This window comes from Vibrio sp. C8 (genome assembly GCF_054051265.1).
Genome location: NZ_JBPAOE010000033.1, coordinates 156,858 through 179,783, shown reverse-complemented (window position 1 = coordinate 179,783; position 22,926 = coordinate 156,858). Strand labels below are relative to the sequence as shown.

Genomic DNA, 22,926 nt, shown 5'->3' with positions numbered 1-22,926 from the left:
TATTGAATACGTTTTAATGTCAACTTAACTATTATGAATTTTTCTCATGTTGATCGTGAAGCTATTTCAACTAAGTTAAACGCCAAAAGGTGATTTTTCATATCAAAAGTCGACAACTTCGAGTGATATTCTGCATTGAGAGGATTTGCTAGCTATAAAACGATAAAACTCGCCAGTTACGGCGAGTTTTATAAAGTTATAAGAAGCTGGAAAGTAGGTTGAGGTCAGACTGGATTGCACCTGCGGTCACCTCTCGACCAGCCCCCGGTCCTCGAATGACCAGTGGATTGTCTTTGTACCAACGGCTTTCGATAGCGAAGATGTTGTCACACGGTAATAAGTTCGCCAGTGGGTGATCTTTTTCCAGAGCTTCAACGCCGACGCTTGCTTTCCCGTTTTTTTCTAGACGAGCAACATAGCGAAGCACTTTGTCCTGTTTTTGCGCTTTAGCCAGACGTTCAGCCAATCGTTCATTGAGTAACTGACTGTTGTCGAGGAAGTCATCCAACGAGATATCGCGCAGTTCTTCTGGAACCAAAGACTCAACACGAATGCTTTGAGGTTCTACTTCTAGACCGGACTCACGGGCGAGGATAACTAGCTTACGCATGACGTCTGAGCCGTCTAAGTCGCTACGAGGGTCTGGTTCAGTCAGTCCTTGCTGCCAAGCAAGATCAACCAGTTCACTAAACGGAATTGAGCCATCATACTGTTGAAACAGCCAAGACAGAGTGCCAGAGAAAATACCTGACAGAGCTGTAATGTCATCACCACTCTCACGTAAATCACGAACAGTGTGGTTGATAGGTAAACCAGCGCCTACCGTTGCGTTGTACAGCCAATGACGGCTAATTTTGGCAAAGGCATCTTTCACTTGGTTGTAGTATTCAGTCGATGCGGAACCCGCTACTTTATTGGCAGAGATAAGATGCATACCTTGTTCTGCGATGTCCAGGTACTGATTAGCTAGTACTTTACTTGCAGTCACATCCAGCACAATAGCATCGTCATAGCCTTGCAGTTTACCAACTTTGTATAGCCAGCTATTTTCCTCATTCGGGAGTGCCTCATCGTGGTAACGATTCAGTACTGTCTCTGGGTCTATGCCTTGTGGGTCAAACCAATAAGTTTGACTGTCTACAACAGCGACCAGTTCGAAGTTCATTCCGCGACGCTTTTCAAGCTCTTCTTTTTGTTCTGCAAAAAGCTTTAGCCAGCTAGAACCGATGTTGCCTTTACCACATAGAACAAGTGCTACTCGCTTCTGAGCTTGGAAAATCTGATTATGTACACCCACCACCAGTTTCTCTACAGGCGCTTGGCGAAGTACCGCAACTAAGCTCAGTTCTGACTCGGCTTCACAGATAAATTCAACGGGGGCATTCTTCAACTGTTGATAGAAACCGTAACTGTGGTTTGGATTTTTGGTGACGCCAGCCCCGACAGCTCCGACTAAGGTGTAGCCTTCTCTCAGTTTTATGTCTGCAGCAGTCGCAATGTCTTGCAGGTATGACAAAGCACCCGACGCGATCTCTGCAGTGTAAGCCAAGCGCAGCTTGTGCTGGTCTGCTTGAGCTTCAAAAGCGAGAGGTTCAAGTTGCTCACGTTTTAGTTTCTCAAGTGTCTCATCGTAAATGCGGGCGAAATCATGTCCGTGACCAAACTCCAGTTCAATCAGTAGCACTTCATCCAAAGAGGTGATGATTTTGGCACCTCTGCCAGAAGCCAATACACGTTCAATCTTAGTTGAACCAGATTCTGGTTTGTGGCTGCAGCGCAGTTGAAGTTCCATTGCACTTTGAGCCACAGGTTGTAGTGTGCGGCTATGCAGCACTGGAGCGGCAAGGCGAGCCAGTTCATTCGCTTCATCTAAACGCAGCAGAGGTAGCAGACAAGCATTAGCGACGATGCGAGGGTCTGCGCTATAAACACCAGCAACGTCACTCCAAATTGTGACACGAGAAACATCGGCTAAAGCACCAATAACGGTTGCTGAGTAGTCAGAGCCATTACGTCCAAGCAGTACAGTATCGCCATTGTCATTCTGTGCCATAAAACCGGTAATCACGATACGGTGATGTGCATGCTGCGCCAGTACTTTCTTAAGAAGAGGATAAGAGTGTGAGCGATCCACTTCTGGTTGCGTACCTGTTTCTGCGCGAAGAAATTCACGTGCATCTTGAGAAACCGCAGGTAAGCTGTTTTGGTTGAGTAACGCTGCTAACAGACGAGCAGACCATACTTCACCGTGGCCGAGAACAGCAGCTTGCTCCGCTTTCGTCAATGGAGCGGTCAATTCACCCAAGCGAATGAATTCACCATTCACTTGCGTCAATAAGTTATCTGCGACTTCACCTTGTAGTAAGTCTTCAACCAGTTTGCATTGGAACTGACGTAGTGACTGCAAAGTTTCATGGGCAACACGGCCGTCTTTGTTCAATGCTTCTAAAAATGCAATCAAGCGGTTGGTTGTTTTGCCTGCTGCTGAGACAACCACTAAATCTTCAGGCTGTGAGTACTCTTTAAGAATGTTCGCTACACGTAAATAACATTCAGGATCTGCTAAGCTACTACCACCAAATTTATGTAGTTGGCGTAAAACCGTCATTAAAATTTCTCCTTAGCTTTGGTAAAGGCCTGATCCAAGTCTGCGATGAGATCGGACGTATCTTCTAAGCCAACCGATAAACGTAATAACAGATGAGAAATACCTGCTTCAGCAAGAGCAGTCTCGCCCATAGCACGATGAGTCATACTCGCTGGGTGACAAATTAAACTTTCCACACCACCAAGAGATTCAGCGAGTGAGAAGAGTTTTAATTCGCCCACAAAGAATTTTAGTTGATCGTAGCTACCCGCAAATTCAAAACTGAGCATTGAACCAAAACCAAGCTGCTGCTTCTTAGCAATTTCATGCCCTGGGTGCTCTGGTAGGCTAGGGTGATATATGGTTTTGATCAATGATTGAGATTTCAAATAGTCCAAAATTTGCAGAGAACTTTCCTCATGCACACGCATGCGTGCACCTAGGGTGCGAATACCACGTAGCGTCATATAGCTGTCAAATGGCGTGCCCGTTGCGCCAATACAATTCCCCCACCAAGCGAGTTCTTCAGCATGAACTTTGGTTTTGGTGATCACCACGCCACCAATCACATCTGAGTGACCATTGATAAATTTAGTTGTTGAGTGAATGACAAAATCAGCACCCAGTGTTAGAGGTTGTTGGTATATAGGGGTTAAGAAAGTATTGTCGACCGCCACTAAAGCACCAACCGCTTTTGTTTGCTGGCAGATTTTTTCGATATCAACCACTCGCACTAGTGGATTAGAAGGTGTTTCTAACAACACCAGTTTTGGTTTCTTAGCCAGAGCTTTAGCAAGTGCTTGTTGATCCGATTGATCGACAAACTGAACTTTGAAATCGCCTTTATTGGAACGGGTGTTGAATAAACGGTAAGTTCCGCCGTAGCAATCATGAGGAGCAATAATTAAGTCGTTTGGGCCAAGAAACGTAGACGCAAGCAGGTTTAAAGCTGAAGTGCCGCAGTTGGTTACTACTGCTCCTTCACCACCCTCTAATTCGTAGAGTGCTTTTTCCAGTAGACCTCTGTTAGGGTTACCAGAGCGGGTATAGTCGTATTGTGGAACTTCACCAAACGCAGGAAAGCCGTAGTTAGTCGATAAATAAATGGGTGGGACGACGGCATGGAATTGAGTATCTGATTCAATTCCGGTACGAACTGCGATTGTTGCTGGTTTGCGTTTGGTCATGAGTGTTTCCTTTCCTGAGACTCTTAAATAGACATCCAAATTCACAGTAAGAATACATGTGTTCGTCTATATTGGGGGAATTGCATCATACTTTACTTATCTAAACTTGAGACGTCAACACTTCTAGACGTCTATATGTCTTTGCTTATGGCGGTAAATCCCGCTAAAATCTAGCCTTTGGAATTATTACTCGAATTCGAACAATGAAGGTGCGCAATGGCAGACTGGAACGGTGAATATATAAGCCCCTATGCAGAGCATGGGAAAAAAAGTGAGCAGGTGAAAAAAATCACCGTATCAATCCCTCTTAAGGTATTGAAAATTCTCACAGATGAGCGTACTCGCCGCCAGATCAATAACCTGCGTCATGCGACCAACAGTGAGCTTTTATGTGAGGCGTTTTTGCATGCGTATACTGGTCAGCCGCTGCCAACAGATGAAGACCTACGTAAAGACCGTCCGGATGATATTCCAGCTGAAGTGAAAGCGTTAATGACGGAAATGGGCATCGAATTCGAGGCTTACGACGACTAATTGTTGCCGATAATCTGTTTTGACGCCCAATTGTGCAGATAAATATAAAAAAGCCCTGAAACGATTCAGGGCTTTTTTGATGCTATGCGTTAGCAAGTTGCATTCGCGAATAATTGAACCATTAGGCTTAATATTAATTCGCCATGTAGTTTTCTGGCATCTCAATACGTGCAACACCAGAATCAATAGCCGCCTGAGCGACTGCTTTGGCAACGCGTGGCAGCAAACGAGGATCCATCGGTTTCGGGATGATGTATTCTTTGCCGAAGGCGAGTGAGTCTACGCCCGCAGCCTTCAATACTTCTGCTGGTACTGGCTCTTTCGCTAACTCACGAATTGCCGCAACCGCCGCCAACTTCATTTCATCGTTAATCACTTTCGCGCGCACGTCTAATGCACCACGGAAAATAAATGGGAAACAAAGCACGTTGTTGACTTGGTTTGGATAGTCGCTGCGGCCTGTACCCATGATTAAATCATCACGCACAGCATGAGCTAGCGCTGGTTTGATTTCTGGATCTGGGTTTGAACAAGCAAACACTACAGGCTTGTCTGCCATTAGTTTCAATTCGTCGGCTGTTAGCAGGTTAGGACCTGAAACGCCTAAGAACAGATCAGCGCCTTTAATCACATCTTCAAGCGTGCGTTTGTCTGTATTGTTCGCAAATAACTGTTTGTATTCATTGATGTCATCGCGACGAGTGTGGATCACACCTTTGCGGTCAAGCATGTAGATTTTCTCACGCATTGCACCGCATTTAATCAGTAGCTCCATACACGCGACAGCAGCAGCGCCAGCACCTAAACATACGATAGTACATTCACTGAGCTCTTTGCCTTGCAGTTCAATTGCGTTAAGCATGCCTGCAGCGGTCACAATCGCAGTACCGTGTTGATCATCGTGGAAAACAGGCACATCGCAACGTTCAATCAGACGACGTTCAATTTCAAAACAATCGGGTGCCTTAATATCTTCTAGGTTGATGCCGCCAAAGGTATCGGCGATGTTGGCTACAGTGTCAACAAACTCATCGATAGTGCGGTGTTTTACTTGGATGTCGATAGAATCTAGGTTTGCAAAACGCTTAAACAGTAAAGCTTTACCTTCCATAACCGGCTTTGAAGCCATAGGTCCAAGGTTACCTAAACCAAGAATGGCGGTACCGTTAGAAATAACCGCAACAGTATTGCCTTTAGCCGTATATTTATAAACATTATCAACGTTCTGTGCGATTTCGCGAACAGGTTCTGCAACACCAGGGCTGTATGCCAGTGCTAAGTCTTTTGCGGAATCTGCGGGTTTTGTGATGGCGATGGCAATTTTGCCAGGAGTCGGTAGAGCGTGGTAGTCGAGAGCTTGTTGACGAAAAGCTTCTTCCTCGTTGAGTTCATGGCGATCATTATTGGACATTGGGGTGGAGCCTTATTGTTTTTGTTAAGGCCACTCATTCTAGAGTATGTCAATGGATCTTCATAGTTGTGATAAGTGAGAAATATAGCTCCTAAGACCAGATTATTGAGTTCGACATGTGTCTGGTTTGAGAAAGCAAAAACTAAAAAGGACGCCGTAGCGTCCTTTTCGAATCTTCGCGTAAAGTAAAATTACTTCTTGCTTGATAGAGTGCCGAAACGCTTGTTGAAGCGATCGATACGACCACCAGTATCAACGTTACGTTGCTTACCAGTGTAGAATGGGTGGCACTTGTCACATACGTCTAGGTGAAGAGAATCTTTAGCTAGAGTAGAGTTGAAAACGAAAGAGTTGCCACAAGAGCAAGTTGCGTTAATTTCTTTGTATTCTGGGTGGATACCAGTTTTCATGGGATAACCTCAAATTAGGCCGTGTCGCTATCCGAATCTATGCCGGACACCACACGTAAATTAATAGATAATTGCTGACACTTGAAGAGCGTTCTTACAAGCGTCTCATCAAGGCGCGATATATTAATGAATCCTGAGTGACTGATCAACTGCTTTCGCTGTTATTTTCGCCACTTTAGTTGCTCGAATTTAATGGCATCATCCAGTAGACTGTATTTTCTCTGATTTTTGCCCTCTAAAGTAATTATGCGCCCAACGATAGCTCGTGTTGCACTACCTGTACCGCTAGACAAACAGTTTGACTACCTCATTCCAAGTCATCTGTTTCCAATTATTGGCGGGCGGGTATCTGTGCCTTTCGGTCGTCAGACGCTGGTAGGGGTTGTGACTGAATTTGCTCAGGAGTCACAGTTTTCAGTAGAACAGCTAAAATCGATCAAAGAAGTTTTAGATTCTCAACCACTTTGGTCAGACAAACTCTATTCACTTTTGAAGTGGTGTAGTCAGTTCTATCAATTCCCCTTGGGCGATACTCTTACTAATGCAATGCCAAGTGCGTTGCGAAAAGGGAAGCCTGCAGATTTTGCCAGTTGTAAAGAGTGGCAGATAACCTCAAGTGGCCGAGACAAGATGATGCAAGGCTTTGGTCGAGCCTTCAAACAGGCTCAGGTGATTAACCTTCTAGCGTCTGGTCCTGTGTCTCACTCTTCACTGTTGGAAGAAGAGGTCAGTGCAGCCACGCTAAAAACATTGCAAGAAAAAGGTTGGATAGAGGTTAGTGAGAAAAAGCCACAATTCAAAGCATGGCCTAATCAGATTGAAGCGGATGTTGAAAAACCTAAATTAAATCAAGAACAAGCTATCGCGATTGCATCGGTCAACAGCAACAAAGGTTTCGGTTGTTATCTTTTGGAAGGGGTTACTGGCTCTGGTAAAACAGAGGTTTACCTCAATCTGATCAAGCCCGCACTGGCACAAGGGAAGCAGGCTCTAGTACTTGTGCCGGAGATCGGTTTAACGCCACAAACTATCAATCGTTTTAGAAAACGTTTTAATGTGCCTGTGGAAGTTATTCATTCTGGCCTCAATGATACTGAACGCTTGAATGCGTGGTTGTCGGCGCGGGATAAGGTCGCAGGCATTGTGATTGGTACACGCTCAGCGCTGTTAACGCCGTTTGCTTCACTTGGCATTATCATTGTCGATGAAGAGCATGACAGTTCGTATAAGCAACAGGATAGTCTCCGTTACCACGCTCGCGATGTCGCAGTGATGCGAGCCAACCAAGAACAAATTCCGATAGTATTAGGCTCTGCAACGCCAGCGTTAGAAACGTTACACAATGCGTTAACGGGTAAATATCATCATTTGCAATTGACTGAACGTGCGGGTGTGGCTGTACCTACTCGTAACCGTGTGCTGGATGTAAAAGGTTTATATCTTGAAAGTGGTTTATCTGCCCCTTTGATTGCTGATATGCGCCGTCATTTGTCATCGGGTAACCAAGTTCTGCTTTTTCTCAATCGTCGCGGTTTCTCCCCAGCTTTGATGTGTCACGAATGCGGCTGGATTGCAGATTGTCAGCGTTGTGACGCTTATTACACCTTCCATCAGTACAGCAATGAAATGCGTTGTCACCATTGCGGTTCACAGCGACCTGTTGTGCATCAGTGTCAGAGTTGTGGTTCAACCCAGTTAGTAACCGTCGGGGTCGGTACTGAGCAGTTAGAGAAGCAACTGGCTGAGCTATTTCCTGATTACAAAACCATTCGCATTGACCGAGATAGTACTCGTCGCAAGGGCAGTTTAGAGTCGGCATTACAGTCGATACGTAAAGGTGAGTATAAAATTTTAATCGGCACTCAAATGCTGGCGAAAGGTCATCACTTTCCGGATGTTACTTTGGTTGCGTTGCTGGATGTGGACGGTTCTCTTTACAGCAGTGATTTTCGAGCGTCTGAGAGACTCGCTCAGTTATTTATTCAGGTGGCAGGGCGTGCGGGACGAGCAAGCAAACCCGGTGAAGTTATATTGCAAACGCACCATCCTGAACACAGTCTTTTGCAAGATCTTCTGCAACGTGACTATCACCATTTCGCTTTGACTGCTTTGGCTGAACGTAAATTGGCAATGCTACCGCCATACACGTATTTAACCTTGTTCCGAGCAGAAGCCAATCAATCGCAAATGGTGGAAGATTTCTTGCGTCAGGTGCGACAGACGTTGGAGGCTCATCCATTGTTTGATCAACATTGTATGGTGTTAGGGCCAACACCTGCGCCTTTGGCCAAACGTGCTGGAAAATACCGCTGGCAACTTCTTTTGCAAACGGAAGTTCGATCAGTCATGCAAAAATTGTTAATGAGCGCTAAACCTGCGATTTCAATGTTACCGTTGGCGAGTAAAGTTCGCTGGACTCTGGACATTGAACCACAAGATTTAAGTTAATTTTTCTGGTTTAATGTGGCTTAAATTTGAACGCTGAATATGCTGTACTATATAAAGATTCCCTAATGTGATGAAAATCACGGTTGTAGTGCAATTTTTGTTAATTTGACCGTAACTTTCTACTTAGAAATGAATAGACTAACGGTACAATTTTCTCAGTGAATCGTTTTCGTTTTGTGAAATGTATTTTTCTCACTAGAAGGCTAGGTGTGTATCCCATAACTGATACGCCATTAACATAATTACAAAGGTGTTTAAGTGCAGTTTGCTTAAACACAACAAAGGAATAGAAAAGAGGGCTATTTAACATGGCGACAATGAAGGATGTTGCCCAGCTTGCTGGCGTATCGACCGCGACGGTGTCGCGAGCTCTGATGAATCCTGAGAAAGTATCGTCTTCGACTCGCAAACGCGTAGAAGAAGCGGTTTTAGAAGCTGGCTATTCACCGAATTCTTTAGCGAGAAATCTGCGTCGAAATGAGTCGAAAACAATCGTAGCGATTGTCCCCGATATTTGTGATCCTTATTTCACAGAAATTATTCGTGGTATTGAAGATGCGGCAATGGAGCATGGATATCTCGTTTTACTTGGCGACAGTGGTCAGCAAAAGAAACGAGAAAGTTCATTTGTTAATTTAGTTTTCACCAAACAAGCGGACGGTATGCTGTTACTAGGTACAGATTTACCGTTTGATGTGAGTAAGCCTGAGCAGAAAAATCTGCCACCAATGGTGATGGCTTGTGAATTTGCTCCGGAACTGGAGTTGCCAACGGTTCACATCGATAACCTAACCTCTGCATTCGAAGCCGTAAATTATCTGACTCAGCTTGGGCATAAGCGAATTGCTCAAATCTCTGGTCCAGAAAGTGCCACACTTTGCCAGTTCCGCCATCAAGGTTACCAACAAGCTCTGCGTAGAGCCGGTATCACGATGAATCCGAATTATACAACTTATGGTGATTTCACTTTTGAGTCGGGAGTAAAGGCTGTACGTCAGTTACTTTCGTTACCGGACGCTCCAACGGCTATCTTCTGTCACAATGACACTATGGCGATAGGTGCTATTCAGGAAGCAAAGCGTTTAGGTTTACGTATTCCACGTGATCTTTCTGTTGTTGGGTTTGATGATATCCAGTTCTCACAATATTGCGATCCACCATTGACAACAATTTCACAGCCTCGTTATGAGATTGGTCGTCAGGCTATGCTAATGATGTTGGAGTTGTTGCGTGGTCATGACGTGCAAGCAGGCTCTCGTTTATTGGAAACGCATTTGATTGTGCGTGAGAGTGCTGCACCGCCTCGTTCTCACTGAAATTGACAAGTTGACGGCAGTTCGAAAGACAGTGCTGCCGTGAATACTCTGTTATCTCACTTTAAACTGCTTTAACATGTGGGCAGATTTTATAACTATTGAACATTTCCAGTGGCTAATAAAGATTATGTAAGACGCGGTCGTAGTCAGAAAAAGCCGGCCCCAAAGAAAACAACCTCTCGTCGTAAACCTTGGCGTAGTGGGTTTATTGCAATTGTGTTAGTTGGACTTCTCGGTTACGGATTATATACGTTAAGTAATGACCCTGAGCCACCGAAACCTGTCGCGGTTAAGCCAGAACCAAAACCGGCGAAGCCAAAGAAAACAGAGACCATTCCACCACCTCCAAGTGAGAAGTGGGATTATGTGGATACTCTGCCAAAACGCGAAATTGAAGTGATACCGAAAGAGCAAGAAGTCTCAGATATTCCATATATTATGCAATGCGGAGCATATAAGAGTATGCAGCAGGCAGAATCAAGGAAATTGGATATCGCGTTCCAGGGCATCAACAGTAAAATTCGTAAGAAAGAAGACAGCAGTTGGTTCCGAGTCGTATTAGGTCCTTATAAATTTAAGCGTGATGCTGAACGCGATAAACACAAGTTGCAGCGCGCGAAAATCGAGCCTTGCGCAATCTGGAAAGAGCAGCAATAAACTCTTTCACTGAAATTTGACTTGTAAAAATTTAGAAGACGCCCAGTCAGTTAGCGACAAAAGTTAACAATGATCTGGGCGTTTTGCTTTCTCTCTCCCTTGATTTTTTTTCTTCTTATCCTCATATAACTTGCATCTCCATCGTGAAAATAATTAAGAGGCCCTCTCGTGACTACCATCGTATCTGTACGTCGTAACAATAAAGTTGTCATCGCAGGTGACGGGCAAGTATCGCTCGGCAATACAGTAATGAAAGGCAACGCGAAGAAAGTTCGTCGTTTGTACAACAACAAAGTATTAGCGGGTTTTGCAGGCGGTACAGCGGATGCATTTACATTATTTGAACGCTTTGAAAGTAAACTGCAAATGCATCAAGGTCATTTAACCAAAGCAGCAGTTGAGTTGGCAAAAGACTGGCGTAGCGATCGTGCATTACGCCGTTTAGAAGCTATTTTGGCTGTCGCCGATGAAACGGCATCTTTGATCATTACAGGTAACGGTGATGTGGTTCAGCCTGAGCATGATTTGATTGCGATTGGCTCCGGTGGCAATTTTGCACAAGCCGCCGCGATTGCATTGATTGAAAATACGGATTTGGACGCACGTTCAATAGCGGAAAAAGCGTTAAATATTGCTGGGGATATTTGTGTCTTCACCAACCATCACCACACCATCGAAGAGCTGGAAATTCCACAAGAGCTCATCGCTAAAGACCAAGCATAAAACAGTGTGATTAGAATTAAAGGAATTCATTATGTCTGAAATGACTCCTCGTGAAATTGTTCATGAACTTAACCGCCACATCATCGGTCAAGATAAAGCTAAGCGCGCTGTAGCGATCGCTCTTCGTAATCGCTGGCGTCGTATGCAGCTTGAAGAAAGCTTGCGCGTAGAAGTAACACCAAAAAATATTTTAATGATTGGCCCTACTGGTGTAGGTAAAACAGAGATCGCTCGTCGTTTGGCTAAACTGGCGAATGCTCCATTCATTAAAGTAGAAGCCACTAAATTTACCGAAGTGGGTTATGTTGGTAAAGAAGTTGAAACTATCATCCGTGACCTGACGGATGTTGCGGTAAAACTGACTCATCAGCAAGCGACTGAAAAAGTAAAATTCCGTGCTGAAGAGTTGGCTGAAGAACGTATTCTTGATGCTCTTCTTCCTCCGGCTCGTGATGCTTGGGGCAAAGCAGAGCAAAGTGAAGATAGTTCAAATACTCGTCAAGTCTTCCGTAAGAAATTACGCGAAGGTAAGTTAGACGACAAAGAGATTGAGTTAGACGTTGCTGTACCGCAAATGGGCGTGGAAATTATGGCGCCTCCGGGTATGGAAGAGATGACTAACCAACTACAGGGTATGTTCCAGAACTTAGCGGGTGACACTAAGAAGAAACGTAAACTGAAAATTAAAGATGCTTTTAAAGCCTTAACGGAAGAAGAGGCGTCGAAGCTTGTTAACCAAGACGAGTTGAAAGAGCAAGCGATCTACAGTGTTGAAAATAACGGTATCGTGTTTATCGATGAAATCGATAAGATCTGTAAACGCGGTGAAGTGTCAGGTCCAGATGTTTCTCGTGAAGGTGTTCAGCGTGACTTACTGCCTCTCATCGAAGGTAGTACGGTTTCAACCAAACACGGCATGGTTCGTACTGACCACATCCTGTTCATTGCTTCAGGTGCATTCCAAGTGGCGAAACCATCGGATTTGATTCCTGAACTGCAAGGTCGTCTACCGATTCGTGTGGAACTTGAAGCACTTTCTAGTAATGACTTCAAACGTATTTTGACAGAACCAAAAGCGTCGTTGACTGAACAATACATTGCTCTGATGAAAACTGAAGACGTAAATGTTGAGTTTACAGAAGACGGTATTACGCAAATCGCTGAAGCTGCGTGGCAGGTGAATGAAACCACTGAGAACATTGGTGCTCGTCGTTTGCATACGGTGATGGAGCGTCTGATGGACGAAATTTCATTCGATGCAACGGATAAGTCGGGTTCATCGCTCACCATTGATTCCACATACGTCAAGGGTAAGCTCGGTGAGTTAGTCGCCGACGAAGATTTAAGTCGCTTCATTCTGTAAATCTAAAAAGCCCGCTGAAATCGAAGCGGGCTTTTTTACAATTAGGCGTGTCTCGTTATGAACCAAGGAGACTGAGCCCGCTGACACCGTACGCGCTTTGGGTATATACTGGCAACATTGTTTGAACTACTTAGCATAATCATGAACAACTCTCTGCAAATATGGTTTGATGCTGCGCGACCGAAAACACTCCCTCTCGCCTTAGTATCGATTTTTACTGGAAGTGCTTTAGCTTTTTCTTCTGGACACTTCTCTTTGCCGATCGCTCTTCTTGCGCTGCTGACCGCGACTCTATTGCAGATTTTATCGAACTTAGCCAACGATTATGGTGATGCTATAAAAGGGACTGATAACGAAAAACGTATCGGCCCTATGCGCGCAATACAGTCTGGCGCTGTGAGTTTGAGTGACATGAAGAAAGCCATTGCTATCAACGTATTGATGACGGTTGTGGCTGGGTTAATGCTGGTTTTTTATGCTCTGGATAGCCTGCAAAGCATTCTTGCGTTTATTGGTTTAGGTGTGCTGGCTATGTTGGCGGCGATTGCTTATACCGTAGGCAACAAACCTTATGGTTATTTGGGACTAGGCGATTTATCCGTCTTCCTATTCTTTGGTTTACTAGGGGTTTCAGGGACATATTTTCTTCACACAGGCAATATAGACTGGAGCCTGTGCTTACCGTCATTGGGTTGTGGTTTGATGGCAGTTGCCGTACTTAACGTTAACAACATGCGAGACATCGAAAATGATGCTGAGTGTGGCAAACGCACGGTTCCTGTTCGTTTAGGGCAGATGAGAGCGAAGAAATATCACTTCCTGCTGTTGTCTGGTGTCGTGATCGCTTTCGGCGCTTATCTCATTATGCAAGGCAAGCCGCTGTGGATTAGCCTGCCTTTCCTACTCAGCCTGATATTTGTAGCGAAACATGGTCGAGATGTGTGGCAAACTGAAAAGCCTGCGCAGATTGCACCTATGCTACCTGTAATTGTTAAGTGTTCTTTGATTACTAACTTATTGTTTGTTGGTGTGGTTATTGCTCAAACTCTGACAAGTTAATTTGCGCTGTATCATTGCATTGGCTTCATCACCGGATATACTCGTTGGAAGACTTTTCGTAAAGAGAGCAAGGCTATGGAATACAACACCTCTGCACTATGTGATATCTACATCGATCAAGTTGATGTGGTAGAACCTATGTTTAGTAACTTTGGTGGTCGCGCATCGTTTGCAGGCCAAATCACAACAGTGAAGTGTTTTGAAGACAATGGGCTGATTCGTGAAACACTAGAGCAAGATGGTGTAGGACGCGTGCTGTTAATTGACGGTGGCGGTTCACTGCGTCGTGCTTTGATTGATGCTGAGCTAGCTGCGCTTGCGGAAGAAAATGAGTGGGAAGGTATTGTTGTTTACGGTTGTGTACGAGAAGTGGACGAACTGGAAGACATGAGTATCGGTATTCAAGCGATGGCTGCAATTCCAGTTGGCGCAAACAGCCAAGGTGTTGGTGAGGTGGATGTGCCGGTGAACTTCGGCGGTGTCACTTTCCTGCCTGAAGACTACCTGTATGCCGACAATACTGGCGTAATCCTGTCTCAAGAGCCACTAAACGTCGATCTTGAAACTGAAGAAGACGTGATTGAAGAAGATGATATTTTGTAATCTTCAACGATAAAAAGATCAGAGCCGATGTCCATGCGCATCGGCTTTGTTGTTTTACTGTTGAGCCAAACGGCGATAAAAGGTTTTAAGACGCTGAATTTTCACTTGGCAAAGCTTCGACACAATGCGTTTTTCTTAGCCATAGTGCGTAGAGATAGCCCAGTAATCCACCCGCTATGTTCCCTGCCGCAATCCCGATAAATAGCCCTTCAATGCCATAAATCTCAGAACCTATCCAAGCCACTGGAAGTGTGAAGACAAACAGACGCATGAAACTCCACTGAAATGCTTTAATGGGTAGGTGGAGAGCATTGAGGGCAGAGATGAGCATCATGACCACCCCTTGAAAGCCATAACTGAAAGGCACAACGAGCAGATAGTGCCAAAGTAAATCCTGAACCGCCGCTTCTTGCGAAAACAGTTTTGAAAGCGGAATACTTAGCGGCACCATCATGACGAATATCATCAACTGGAAAAGCAGAGAAAACCGCAGACTGATGAATAGCCCTGCAAAACTTCGAGTGGGGTTATTCGCACCCAGATTCTGCGCCATAAAAGGCGTCAGAGAGGAAGTCAGAGACATCAACACCAGAATCAGAATCGATTCAATGCGTTGTGCTGCACCGTAAGCCGCCACAGCCGCTGTGCCATGGCTAGAAAGCATCATCATGAGTAATGCCCCAGAGATTGGATTCATCGCTGTTGAGAGCGCAGCAGGCGTCCCTATCTTTAAGATTTGATTCCAATCCTTGTGCAAACTTGGGAAGTGCGGAACGGCGAGTAATTTCACTCGCTTAATCAGTACGTAGAAAGAGCAAATCAGAGCGCCCAGCCAAGAAAACGCACTTGAAATGGCTGCACCTTGGATTCCTAACTCAGGAAACGGTCCATAGCCAAAAATAAGCATAGGGTCTAATACGCCATTGATGATGCCCGCCAACATCATGATCTTCGCTGGTGTTTTGGTATCACCTGTTGCTCGAATAACGCTGTTGCCTGTCATTGGAACAACCAAGAGAGGAATCGTGAGATACCATACCTGCATGTATTGTTCGATAAGTGGGATAAGCTCTTGCTTTGCCCCGAGCAATAAGAACAGAGGTTCTATGGTGATAAAACCAATGAAAGAGGCGATGATAACCAAAACAACGGCAAGCAGAATACCGTGACTGGAGAAGCGGGCGGCATTGTTTTCAGAGCCTTGGCCGAGTAATCGTCCGATATTGGTTGATAAACCGATGCCGATGCCCATCGTAATACAGTTGACGACAAAGGTGACCGGGAAGGTATAGCTGATTGCAGCGAGCGCTTCTGTACCTAATAACGAGATAAAAAAAGTATCGACTAGGTTGAACATCAAAATCGCAACTAAGCCGAATATCATCGGTACCGTCATTTGACGCAATACAGTGGGAATGGGCGCAGAAAGCAGGCCGTGTTTATCGTGCATAGAGACAACAGGTTGGCGATAAAGTAGCTAGAATACTCTATCTTTGCGTTATGGACTACCCAGTCTGGTTGCGTGTTTCGAGGGTATGAAAAAGGCCAGCAATGCTGGCCTTAGATATTTTTGGAAGCTTTAATTAAGCTTTTGCTGCCGCTGCTGCTTTAGCAATTGCTACGAAGCTCTTAGCATCTAGAGATGCACCACCAACTAGAGCACCGTCGATGTCAGGTTGAGAGAAGTAAGCTTCAGCGTTTTCTGGCTTAACAGAACCGCCGTACTGGATGATTACTTGTTCAGCTACTGCTGCATCTTTCGCTGCGATTAGAGCGCGGATAGAAGCGTGGATGCGTTGTGCATCTTCCGCAGTTGCTGCTTTACCAGTACCGATAGCCCAGATTGGTTCGTAAGCGATGATTGCACCGTTTAGCGCTTCAACACCGTATGCATCGATAACAGCATTGATTTGACGAGCACATACAGCTTCAGTTTCGCCAGCTTCGTTTTGAGCTTCAGACTCACCGATACAGAAAACAGGTTTTAGGCCGTTCTCTTTTAGGAAAGCGAATTTCTTAGCAACAAACTCGTCAGATTCGTTGTGGTATTCACGACGCTCTGAGTGACCGATGATGATGTGTGTAGCACCGAAATCTTTCAGCATCGCTGGAGACATATCACCAGTGAAAGCACCGCTGTTGTTAAGGTCAGTGTTTTGTGCACCTAGGATGATTTTGTTGCCACCTTCAGCGATTAGACGCTCAGCTAGATCGATGTAAAGCGCTGGTGGAGCGATAGCTACGTCAACACCCGTTACACCTTCAAGTTCAGCATTAAGGCCATTTAGCAGCTCAGTTACCATTGCTTTGCTGCCATTTAGTTTCCAGTTACCCATTACGACAGGACGACGCATAGAAAGATCTCCAATATCTAAAAAATGAAAGTCTATAAAAATATAAACGAAATGTGATTGCGACAGAATATAGCAGATAAAATTTAGCAAATCATGACTAGGGTCATGACTTTCTTGGATCTTGATAACTGCTTAGACCTCATTCATCGTGATCCCTCTGACATAATCAACGGTCTATACTCGGTTTTTACCCGTTACCTTGTTATTACTAAGTGTCAATTATAGTGGAAGATAAACAAAGGAAGTGACTATGCCCAATTTAGTGCTGGAGTACTCCAACTCTGCTGAGGAGCGAATAAATGTTCAGGGATTGCTTGAAGATTTACATCAAGTAGCATTAAACAGCGGACTTTTTGAGACAAGCTCAGTAAAATCTCGCACTTTACGATGTCACCATTGGTTAGTGGGTGATGTTGCGGATAGCGAAGATTTTATCCATGTTCAGTTTGAGTTGCTTGAGGGCAGAACCCCTGCGCAAAAACGAGAATTATCACAACAACTCATGGATGTGCTGGTATCTCAAGCGAGTCATATCTACAGTTTGACGGTAGATATGCGTGATATGGATAAAGACTACTTTATGAAAGTCATTAACGGGTAACACTGATGCCAATAACCACTTTACTCTTTTCCTTCCAAGGCCGAATAGGACGCCAAACTTATTGGATTTGGAACTGTTGCTACTATGCCATGATTCTTGGCTTTGTTGTCGGTGTGAATCGGCTTTTTCCGGGATTGGCTTCGCTGATTTTACCGGTTTTTCTACTGCTGATATTGATTCCTGATTTGGCTATCACGGCGAAGCGTTGGCATGACAGAGACAAAAATAGTTGGTGGTTGCTGCTAAATATTCCTTTGGTTATTGGCCGTATGAGTGTGCCTGTTGGCGCTAACGCACTGACCGCCAATGAACCTATGTTGTTCGAAACTATTATTTCTGTCGCTGCATTGATGTGTGGCAGTTGGATTCTGATTGAGTGTGGTTTTATGAAAGGCACTCATGGTGATAACCGGTTTGGTAAAGAGCCAGTTTAATTACAGATGTTATAAAACATAAAAGGGAGCGTATGCTCCCTTTTATGTTCTTAGCTATGTTCTTAGCGTTTGTTTTTTAGCGCCATTCTTCATCACTATTGCGTCTGAAAGGAATAACAACGGCTTGTTGTTGAGAAACTTCGCCTTCTAAAGCGTCACGGAATTTCACCATTTGAATGGACATTTCCCGCATCAGAATGACGTTAATGTGATTAGGGTTTTTACACTGACTAACAACTAAATCAATGTGACTTTGTTGTGCTCGTAATCTCTGTTGCATGTTTTGTGAAGCTGACGAAATCATCTCTTCACACATTTGGCGTTTGAATTGAGAGAAAGCCTCCGGATTTTGCTTTGCCAACGCAACGAGTTCGTCAAATGGAGGAAGTTCTTGTTGATATGGTTGCGACTGAGGTTGGGGCATAAAAGGCTCCTCTTCGATTCCCACCTCATTGAATCGCTGATGAGGACAGGGAGAACAAATTAGTGATGAAATAATCAACACTATAAGCTTAAGCGAGGATTTTTAGCGTGGTGCGGGGAAAATCCCAATTCTCGAATTTAAGACAGATTTGCCGCGTGAGCAGTCACGATGCTTTGGTGATGAGATAAGTACAGCGACGTTGACCTTGGATAATGTGCTCTTGGCGATCGACTTGATAGTCATGTCCTAACAAGTGTTGGAAGACATGGAACTCAGATTGGCACAGGTTCGGGCAGCGAGTTGCCGCTTTGCAAATAGGGCAATGATTTTCAATCAGTATAAAACCTTGCTCTGTTGCTTCTAGTTCTGCCATGTAACCTTCTCGCTCGCGTAAGGCGACTAGAGCGTTCAGTTTTTCTTCGATATCCGTGAGATCAGCCAGTGCTTTTTTATATGTCGATAAGGTTTGTGCTTCTCGCTCTGCTGCCACTTTGGCTAGCCCTTCTTTGCCAAAGATATGTTCTACAGCATCCATCACCTGAATAGTGAGTTCACTGTGCCTGTCGGCAAATTGATCGTGGCCTTGTTTGGTTAAGGACCAGTGGCGAGTGGGGCGGCCAACTTTGACTTTTACATCATGAAACGACAATACTCCGTCTTCTTCCAAACTTTGCAGATGTTGACGAGCGCCCATTGTGGTAATGGAAAGATCATCTGCTAGTTGTTTGGCCGTAACAGCGCCTTCGCGTTTGATGGTGTGCAAAATCCTATCGACAGTTTTCATTATTTCCCTCTCTAGACACTGCTTATTATGAATTCAGTTCTTAATAAAGCAAATTATTTACTATGCCTTGAATTCTGCTCATTGGGTTGGTATTGGATCTCTGTCCATTTTCACAACCATCTTTTATGGGGGCTTTTTTTGATTGAGCGCTGGCATTCATGTGAATTAGAGTACTTCTCCATTGAATCGTTAATTTCGTCACATTTTTTTCGCGTTTGCCCCTTGGGTTATCATTGAGTATCCCCCACATATCATTCACAAGCTGTTTGGGTCTGGTGACCCATTTATTAATCAGTGTTTATTAACCAAATGGAAATCTAATCAGGAGAGACGACCGATGAATATTCGTCCATTACATGATCGAGTTATCGTTGAACGCCAAGAAGTTGAATCTAAGTCTGCTGGTGGCATTGTTCTTACTGGTTCTGCTGCGGAAAAATCCACACGCGGTAAAGTACTTGCTGTCGGTAAAGGCCGCATTCTAGAAAACGGTACAGTTCTTCCACTGGACGTAAAAGTTGGCGATTCTGTGATTTTTGCTGAAAGCTACGGCACTAAATCAGAAAAAATCGACGGCAAAGAAGTTCTTATCTTGTCTGAAAGCGACATTCTAGCAATCGTTGAGTAATTGCTCTGAGCTCTTATGTTCTGAAAAGAACTAAAAGTTCGCTCTATCATTTATCAATAAACGAATTCTTAAGAGGAAATACAACATGGCTGCTAAAGACGTAAAGTTTGGCAATGACGCACGTGTAAAAATGCTGGAAGGTGTAAACGTTCTAGCTGACGCTGTAAAAGTAACTCTTGGCCCTAAAGGTCGTAACGTAGTTCTAGACAAATCTTTCGGTGCACCAACTATCACTAAAGATGGTGTATCTGTTGCTCGTGAAATTGAATTGGAAGATAAATTCCAAAACATGGGCGCACAAATGGTTAAAGAAGTTGCATCTCAAGCAAACGATGCAGCGGGTGACGGTACAACAACAGCGACTGTACTAGCTCAATCTATCGTAAACGAAGGTCTTAAAGCGGTTGCTGCGGGTATGAACCCGATGGATCTTAAGCGTGGTATCGATAAAGCAGTAATAGCAGCCGTTGAACAACTTAAAGCGTTATCTGTACCATGTGCAGATACTAAAGCGATTGCTCAAGTTGGTACTATTTCAGCGAACTCTGATTCAAGTGTGGGTAACATCATTGCTGAAGCAATGGAAAAAGTAGGCCGCGACGGTGTTATCACTGTTGAAGAAGGTCAAGCTCTTCAAGACGAACTAGACGTTGTTGAAGGCATGCAATTCGACCGTGGTTACCTATCTCCATACTTCATCAACAACCAAGAAGCGGGCAGTGTTGACCTAGACAACCCATTCATCCTATTGGTTGACAAAAAAGTATCTAACATCCGTGAACTGCTTCCTGTTCTTGAGGGTGTAGCAAAAGCTTCTCGTCCACTGCTGATCGTAGCAGAAGACGTTGAAGGTGAAGCACTAGCAACGCTAGTTGTGAACAACATGCGTGGCATCGTAAAAGTAGCTGCGGTTAAAGCGCCTGGTTTCGGTGACCGTCGTAAAGCTATGCTACAAGACATCGCTATCCTAACTGGCGGTACAGTGATTTCTGAAGAAATCGGTCTTGAGCTAGAGAAAGCGACTCTAGAAGATCTAGGTCAAGCTAAGCGTGTGGCTATCACTAAAGAAAACACAACTATCATCGACGGTGCTGGCGAAGAAGATGCGATTAAAGGTCGTGTATCACAAATTCGTCAACAAATCGAAGAAGCAACTTCAGACTACGACAAAGAGAAACTACAAGAACGCGTTGCTAAGCTAGCAGGCGGTGTTGCAGTAATCAAAGTTGGTGCAGCAACTGAAGTTGAAATGAAAGAGAAGAAAGACCGCGTAGAAGACGCTCTACATGCAACTCGCGCAGCGGTTGAAGAAGGTGTTGTAGCTGGTGGTGGTGTTGCACTTATCCGCGCAGCTTCAATGCTAACTGAGCTTACTGGTGACAACGAAGAACAAAACGTGGGTATCCGCGTAGCACTTCGCGCCATGGAAGCGCCAATTCGTCAAATCGTGAAGAACGCAGGTGATGAAGAGTCTGTGGTTGCGAACAACGTTAAAGGCGGCGAAGGCAACTACGGTTACAACGCGGCAACTGGCGTGTACGGCGATATGATCGAAATGGGTATCCTAGACCCAACGAAAGTAACTCGTAGCGCTCTTCAGTTTGCAGCATCAGTTGCTGGTCTAATGATCACAACAGAAGCTATGGTAACTGATAAACCTAAGTCAGACGCTCCAGCTATGCCAGATATGGGCGGCATGGGCGGTATGGGCGGAATGATGTAATTCCCCCTTATGCTGACGAGACCTCATAGTTAGGTCGAGCATAAACCTCTTAAAGGCAGAACGTGTTTTACATGTTCTGCCTTTTTCATTGGATTAAGTTTATTCAACAGTCGCTTCGGTTTTGCAGTTTCAATTAACTCAGACTATCGGATAGCTAGAAATTAGCCGCTAAGTTATGCACTATGAAGATTGGTTTTCCATGGAAGGTTACTAATGCAAATTCAGCAGCTTAAACATCAAACAGAATCGGTATCTTTGGTTATAGATAACTGGCAGTTACAAGCCGGAGAACATTGGGGCATGTTTTCAACTCATAGCCATGCGGCGTCGCTACTGGTGCGAGTATTGAGTGGTGAGTTGCAACCTCAACAAGGTGAGGTCTCTGATCTTCCTGAAAAAATTGCCTGTGTCTCTTTGCATGAACAGCAGCGCTTGCTGGATTTAGAGTTGGAGAAAGATGACACCGATTTTATGGATCGCATTGACTACGGTTCAACGGTTGAAGAGCTGGTGGCAGAAACGGGGTGTACTGGTGATGAACTCGAGTCGCTATTAGCGACAACGGATTTATTAGCCATTAGAACTCGTGGGTTTCGTCAGCTTTCCACAGGTGAAACACGCCGAGTGATGCTCGCTCGTGCGCTTGCGTTAAAACCACAAATGATGATCTTGGATGAGCCATACTCCGGCTTAGACATTGCGCACCGTCGGCACCTCTCCGAGCTCTTACAACAGTGTGCGAACCATATTCAACTGATCATCATTACTTCTAGGGAAGACGAGTTACCATCATTTATCACGCATGTTGCCTTGTTCGACGAGCAAAAGCTTGCCCAAACATTAAGTCGTGAAGAGTGGCTGAACCACCCTGTGATGGCGCAGATGCTGGCGTTATCTGAGCAAAAGAGTGATGCGATGTTCGAGCTTCTGCAAGCTCATCAGTCACAGCATCAGTACCCAAATCCGTTGGTCATTATGAATGACGTCACGGTGGGATATGTGGATGCCAAAATCTTTTCAGGTGTGAATTGGCAGATTGAGCAGGGGCAACATTGGCAAGTGCGAGGCCCTAATGGTTGTGGTAAAAGTACATTGCTCGGACTCATTCTTGGCGATCATCCCCAGTGTTACAGTAATGATGTGACGGTATTGGGCATGAAACGCGGCAGCGGTGAAACTATCTGGGATGTGAAACGTCATATCGGTGTAGTTTCTTCGGCTTTGCATCTTCAATATCGAGTCAATTGTACTGCACTCGAAGTGTTGATTTCCGGATTTTACGACTCAATTGGTCTCTATCAGCAGCCGAGCAAAAAAGAGATTCTGTATGCGCGCGAGTGGTTGCAGCTATTGGAAATGAGTCAGTTTGAAAAAGTAGGTTTTCGAAATCTGGATTACGGACAGCAGCGACTGCTGTTAATTGGCCGAGCCTTAATCAAACAGCCAGCGTTGCTGATTTTGGATGAACCTTATCAAGGGTTGGATTTCCTCAACCGCAAGTTAGTGTTCAGAGCTCTAAATCGGATAGCTTCTGCAAATATCAGCCAATTGCTATATGTGACTCATCATGAAGAAGACTCGCTCGACGCAATCCATCACTTTGTGGATTTTGTTGCCCTACAAGGTGAGGGATACCGAGTCAACATATACTCGAATCAGCCATAACGCCCAGAATAAAAG

Annotated in this window: 21 protein-coding genes; 13 read left to right on the top strand and 8 right to left on the bottom strand. The window is 44.7% G+C overall.

The window, feature by feature from the left end:
* Nucleotides 1–196 precede the first annotated feature (196 nt).
* Both ACRQQK_RS15105 and ACRQQK_RS15100 read right to left on the bottom strand, forming a co-directional pair.
* Nucleotides 197–2,608 carry a bifunctional aspartate kinase/homoserine dehydrogenase II gene (locus tag ACRQQK_RS15105; RefSeq protein ID WP_457512733.1) on the bottom strand — a complete coding sequence of 804 codons (2,412 nt, stop codon included), beginning with the start codon at nt 2,606–2,608 and terminating at the stop codon, nt 197–199.
* On the bottom strand, nt 2,608–3,774 hold the full coding sequence (locus ACRQQK_RS15100) for an O-succinylhomoserine (thiol)-lyase (protein ID WP_457512731.1): 1,167 nt from the start codon (nt 3,772–3,774) through the stop codon (nt 2,608–2,610). The genes ACRQQK_RS15105 and ACRQQK_RS15100 overlap by 1 nt, the downstream gene beginning before the upstream one ends.
* Nucleotides 3,775–3,990: 216 nt before the next feature.
* Between ACRQQK_RS15100 and metJ the strand changes: the two genes are divergently transcribed.
* Nucleotides 3,991–4,308: a met regulon transcriptional regulator MetJ gene (gene metJ / locus ACRQQK_RS15095; RefSeq protein ID WP_042484962.1), complete on the top strand. Its 318-nt coding sequence runs from the start codon at nt 3,991–3,993 to the stop codon at nt 4,306–4,308.
* A gap of 133 nt (nt 4,309–4,441) precedes the next feature.
* Here the strand turns inward: metJ and ACRQQK_RS15090 are convergent, their stop codons facing one another.
* Nucleotides 4,442–5,719 carry a malic enzyme-like NAD(P)-binding protein gene (locus ACRQQK_RS15090; RefSeq protein WP_457512729.1) on the bottom strand — a complete coding sequence of 426 codons (1,278 nt, stop codon included), beginning with the start codon at nt 5,717–5,719 and terminating at the stop codon, nt 4,442–4,444.
* 191 nt (nt 5,720–5,910) lie between these two features.
* Nucleotides 5,911–6,129 carry a 50S ribosomal protein L31 gene (gene rpmE / locus ACRQQK_RS15085; RefSeq protein ID WP_457512727.1) on the bottom strand — a complete coding sequence of 73 codons (219 nt, stop codon included), beginning with the start codon at nt 6,127–6,129 and terminating at the stop codon, nt 5,911–5,913.
* A 246-nt stretch (nt 6,130–6,375) separates the two neighbouring features.
* Here rpmE and priA point away from each other — a divergent pair, with 246 nt between their 5' ends.
* The 7 genes from priA to rraA all read left to right on the top strand — a co-directional run bounded on the left by priA (nt 6,376) and on the right by rraA (nt 14,298).
* Nucleotides 6,376–8,577 (top strand): primosomal protein N', encoded by a 2,202-nt coding sequence (gene priA / locus ACRQQK_RS15080; protein ID WP_457512725.1) that lies wholly within the window; start codon nt 6,376–6,378, stop codon nt 8,575–8,577.
* 308 nt (nt 8,578–8,885) lie between these two features.
* A complete protein-coding gene (cytR, locus tag ACRQQK_RS15075) occupies nt 8,886–9,893 on the top strand; it encodes a DNA-binding transcriptional regulator CytR (protein ID WP_457512723.1) in 1,008 nt (335 codons plus the stop codon).
* Nucleotides 9,894–10,004: 111 nt separating this feature from the next.
* Nucleotides 10,005–10,550, top strand: coding sequence for a cell division protein FtsN (ftsN, locus tag ACRQQK_RS15070; protein ID WP_457512721.1), 546 nt, complete (start codon nt 10,005–10,007; stop codon nt 10,548–10,550).
* Nucleotides 10,551–10,718: 168 nt separating this feature from the next.
* Complete coding sequence (gene hslV / locus ACRQQK_RS15065) at nt 10,719–11,273, top strand: ATP-dependent protease subunit HslV (protein ID WP_102941223.1); 555 nt, start codon at nt 10,719–10,721, stop codon at nt 11,271–11,273.
* A 31-nt stretch (nt 11,274–11,304) separates the two neighbouring features.
* Nucleotides 11,305–12,636: an HslU--HslV peptidase ATPase subunit gene (gene hslU, locus ACRQQK_RS15060; protein ID WP_457512718.1), complete on the top strand. Its 1,332-nt coding sequence runs from the start codon at nt 11,305–11,307 to the stop codon at nt 12,634–12,636.
* A gap of 141 nt (nt 12,637–12,777) precedes the next feature.
* The gene (locus ACRQQK_RS15055) at nt 12,778–13,695 is read left to right on the top strand and encodes a 1,4-dihydroxy-2-naphthoate polyprenyltransferase (protein ID WP_457512716.1); all 918 of its coding nucleotides are present in this window, start codon (nt 12,778–12,780) and stop codon (nt 13,693–13,695) included.
* Nucleotides 13,696–13,770: 75 nt separating this feature from the next.
* A complete protein-coding gene (gene rraA, locus ACRQQK_RS15050; RefSeq protein WP_457512714.1) occupies nt 13,771–14,298 on the top strand; it encodes a ribonuclease E activity regulator RraA in 528 nt (175 codons plus the stop codon).
* An 85-nt stretch (nt 14,299–14,383) separates the two neighbouring features.
* On the opposite strand, the gene ACRQQK_RS15045 is transcribed toward rraA, so the two are convergent.
* Together ACRQQK_RS15045 and tpiA are read right to left on the bottom strand one after the other, a co-directional pair.
* A complete protein-coding gene (locus tag ACRQQK_RS15045) occupies nt 14,384–15,748 on the bottom strand; it encodes an MATE family efflux transporter (protein WP_457512712.1) in 1,365 nt (454 codons plus the stop codon).
* Between the two features lie 133 nt (nt 15,749–15,881).
* Complete coding sequence (gene tpiA, locus ACRQQK_RS15040; RefSeq protein ID WP_457512710.1) at nt 15,882–16,652, bottom strand: triose-phosphate isomerase; 771 nt, start codon at nt 16,650–16,652, stop codon at nt 15,882–15,884.
* Between the two features lie 250 nt (nt 16,653–16,902).
* Here tpiA and ACRQQK_RS15035 point away from each other — a divergent pair, with 250 nt between their 5' ends.
* A complete protein-coding gene (locus ACRQQK_RS15035; protein WP_042484995.1) occupies nt 16,903–17,253 on the top strand; it encodes a 5-carboxymethyl-2-hydroxymuconate Delta-isomerase in 351 nt (116 codons plus the stop codon).
* Between the two features lie 5 nt (nt 17,254–17,258).
* Complete coding sequence (locus tag ACRQQK_RS15030) at nt 17,259–17,687, top strand: DUF805 domain-containing protein (protein ID WP_457512708.1); 429 nt, start codon at nt 17,259–17,261, stop codon at nt 17,685–17,687.
* Nucleotides 17,688–17,763: 76 nt separating this feature from the next.
* On the opposite strand, the gene ACRQQK_RS15025 is transcribed toward ACRQQK_RS15030, so the two are convergent.
* On the bottom strand, nt 17,764–18,111 hold the full coding sequence (locus tag ACRQQK_RS15025; protein WP_457512706.1) for a DUF3135 domain-containing protein: 348 nt from the start codon (nt 18,109–18,111) through the stop codon (nt 17,764–17,766).
* A 163-nt stretch (nt 18,112–18,274) separates the two neighbouring features.
* A complete protein-coding gene (locus ACRQQK_RS15020) occupies nt 18,275–18,895 on the bottom strand; it encodes a helix-turn-helix transcriptional regulator (protein WP_457512704.1) in 621 nt (206 codons plus the stop codon).
* A 337-nt stretch (nt 18,896–19,232) separates the two neighbouring features.
* On the opposite strand from ACRQQK_RS15020, the gene ACRQQK_RS15015 reads away from it, so the two are divergent.
* From ACRQQK_RS15015 to modF, 3 genes are all read left to right on the top strand, one after another.
* Nucleotides 19,233–19,523 carry a co-chaperone GroES gene (locus ACRQQK_RS15015; protein ID WP_042485006.1) on the top strand — a complete coding sequence of 97 codons (291 nt, stop codon included), beginning with the start codon at nt 19,233–19,235 and terminating at the stop codon, nt 19,521–19,523.
* Between the two features lie 85 nt (nt 19,524–19,608).
* The gene (gene groL, locus ACRQQK_RS15010) at nt 19,609–21,246 is read left to right on the top strand and encodes a chaperonin GroEL (RefSeq protein ID WP_457512702.1); all 1,638 of its coding nucleotides are present in this window, start codon (nt 19,609–19,611) and stop codon (nt 21,244–21,246) included.
* 213 nt (nt 21,247–21,459) lie between these two features.
* A complete protein-coding gene (gene modF / locus ACRQQK_RS15005) occupies nt 21,460–22,911 on the top strand; it encodes a molybdate ABC transporter ATP-binding protein ModF (protein WP_457512700.1) in 1,452 nt (483 codons plus the stop codon).
* Nucleotides 22,912–22,926 lie beyond the last annotated feature (15 nt).

What these genes read in the sequence shown, in the direction of transcription:
- tpiA (WP_457512710.1), bottom strand. Translation starts at nt 16,652, where the DNA reads ATGCGTCGTCCTGTCGTAATGGGTAACTGGAAACTAAATGGCAGCAAA.
- cytR (WP_457512723.1), top strand. Translation starts at nt 8,886, where the DNA reads ATGGCGACAATGAAGGATGTTGCCCAGCTTGCTGGCGTATCGACCGCG.
- ACRQQK_RS15015 (WP_042485006.1), top strand. Translation starts at nt 19,233, where the DNA reads ATGAATATTCGTCCATTACATGATCGAGTTATCGTTGAACGCCAAGAA.
- ACRQQK_RS15090 (WP_457512729.1), bottom strand. Translation starts at nt 5,719, where the DNA reads ATGTCCAATAATGATCGCCATGAACTCAACGAGGAAGAAGCTTTTCGT.
- groL (WP_457512702.1), top strand. Translation starts at nt 19,609, where the DNA reads ATGGCTGCTAAAGACGTAAAGTTTGGCAATGACGCACGTGTAAAAATG.
- ACRQQK_RS15025 (WP_457512706.1), bottom strand. Translation starts at nt 18,111, where the DNA reads ATGCCCCAACCTCAGTCGCAACCATATCAACAAGAACTTCCTCCATTT.
- modF (WP_457512700.1), top strand. Translation starts at nt 21,460, where the DNA reads ATGCAAATTCAGCAGCTTAAACATCAAACAGAATCGGTATCTTTGGTT.
- rpmE (WP_457512727.1), bottom strand. Translation starts at nt 6,129, where the DNA reads ATGAAAACTGGTATCCACCCAGAATACAAAGAAATTAACGCAACTTGC.
- metJ (WP_042484962.1), top strand. Translation starts at nt 3,991, where the DNA reads ATGGCAGACTGGAACGGTGAATATATAAGCCCCTATGCAGAGCATGGG.
- ACRQQK_RS15105 (WP_457512733.1), bottom strand. Translation starts at nt 2,608, where the DNA reads ATGACGGTTTTACGCCAACTACATAAATTTGGTGGTAGTAGCTTAGCA.
- rraA (WP_457512714.1), top strand. Translation starts at nt 13,771, where the DNA reads ATGGAATACAACACCTCTGCACTATGTGATATCTACATCGATCAAGTT.
- ACRQQK_RS15045 (WP_457512712.1), bottom strand. Translation starts at nt 15,748, where the DNA reads ATGCACGATAAACACGGCCTGCTTTCTGCGCCCATTCCCACTGTATTG.
- hslU (WP_457512718.1), top strand. Translation starts at nt 11,305, where the DNA reads ATGTCTGAAATGACTCCTCGTGAAATTGTTCATGAACTTAACCGCCAC.
- ACRQQK_RS15055 (WP_457512716.1), top strand. Translation starts at nt 12,778, where the DNA reads ATGAACAACTCTCTGCAAATATGGTTTGATGCTGCGCGACCGAAAACA.
- ACRQQK_RS15100 (WP_457512731.1), bottom strand. Translation starts at nt 3,774, where the DNA reads ATGACCAAACGCAAACCAGCAACAATCGCAGTTCGTACCGGAATTGAA.
- ACRQQK_RS15020 (WP_457512704.1), bottom strand. Translation starts at nt 18,895, where the DNA reads ATGAAAACTGTCGATAGGATTTTGCACACCATCAAACGCGAAGGCGCT.
- ACRQQK_RS15035 (WP_042484995.1), top strand. Translation starts at nt 16,903, where the DNA reads ATGCCCAATTTAGTGCTGGAGTACTCCAACTCTGCTGAGGAGCGAATA.
- ACRQQK_RS15030 (WP_457512708.1), top strand. Translation starts at nt 17,259, where the DNA reads ATGCCAATAACCACTTTACTCTTTTCCTTCCAAGGCCGAATAGGACGC.
- priA (WP_457512725.1), top strand. Translation starts at nt 6,376, where the DNA reads ATGCGCCCAACGATAGCTCGTGTTGCACTACCTGTACCGCTAGACAAA.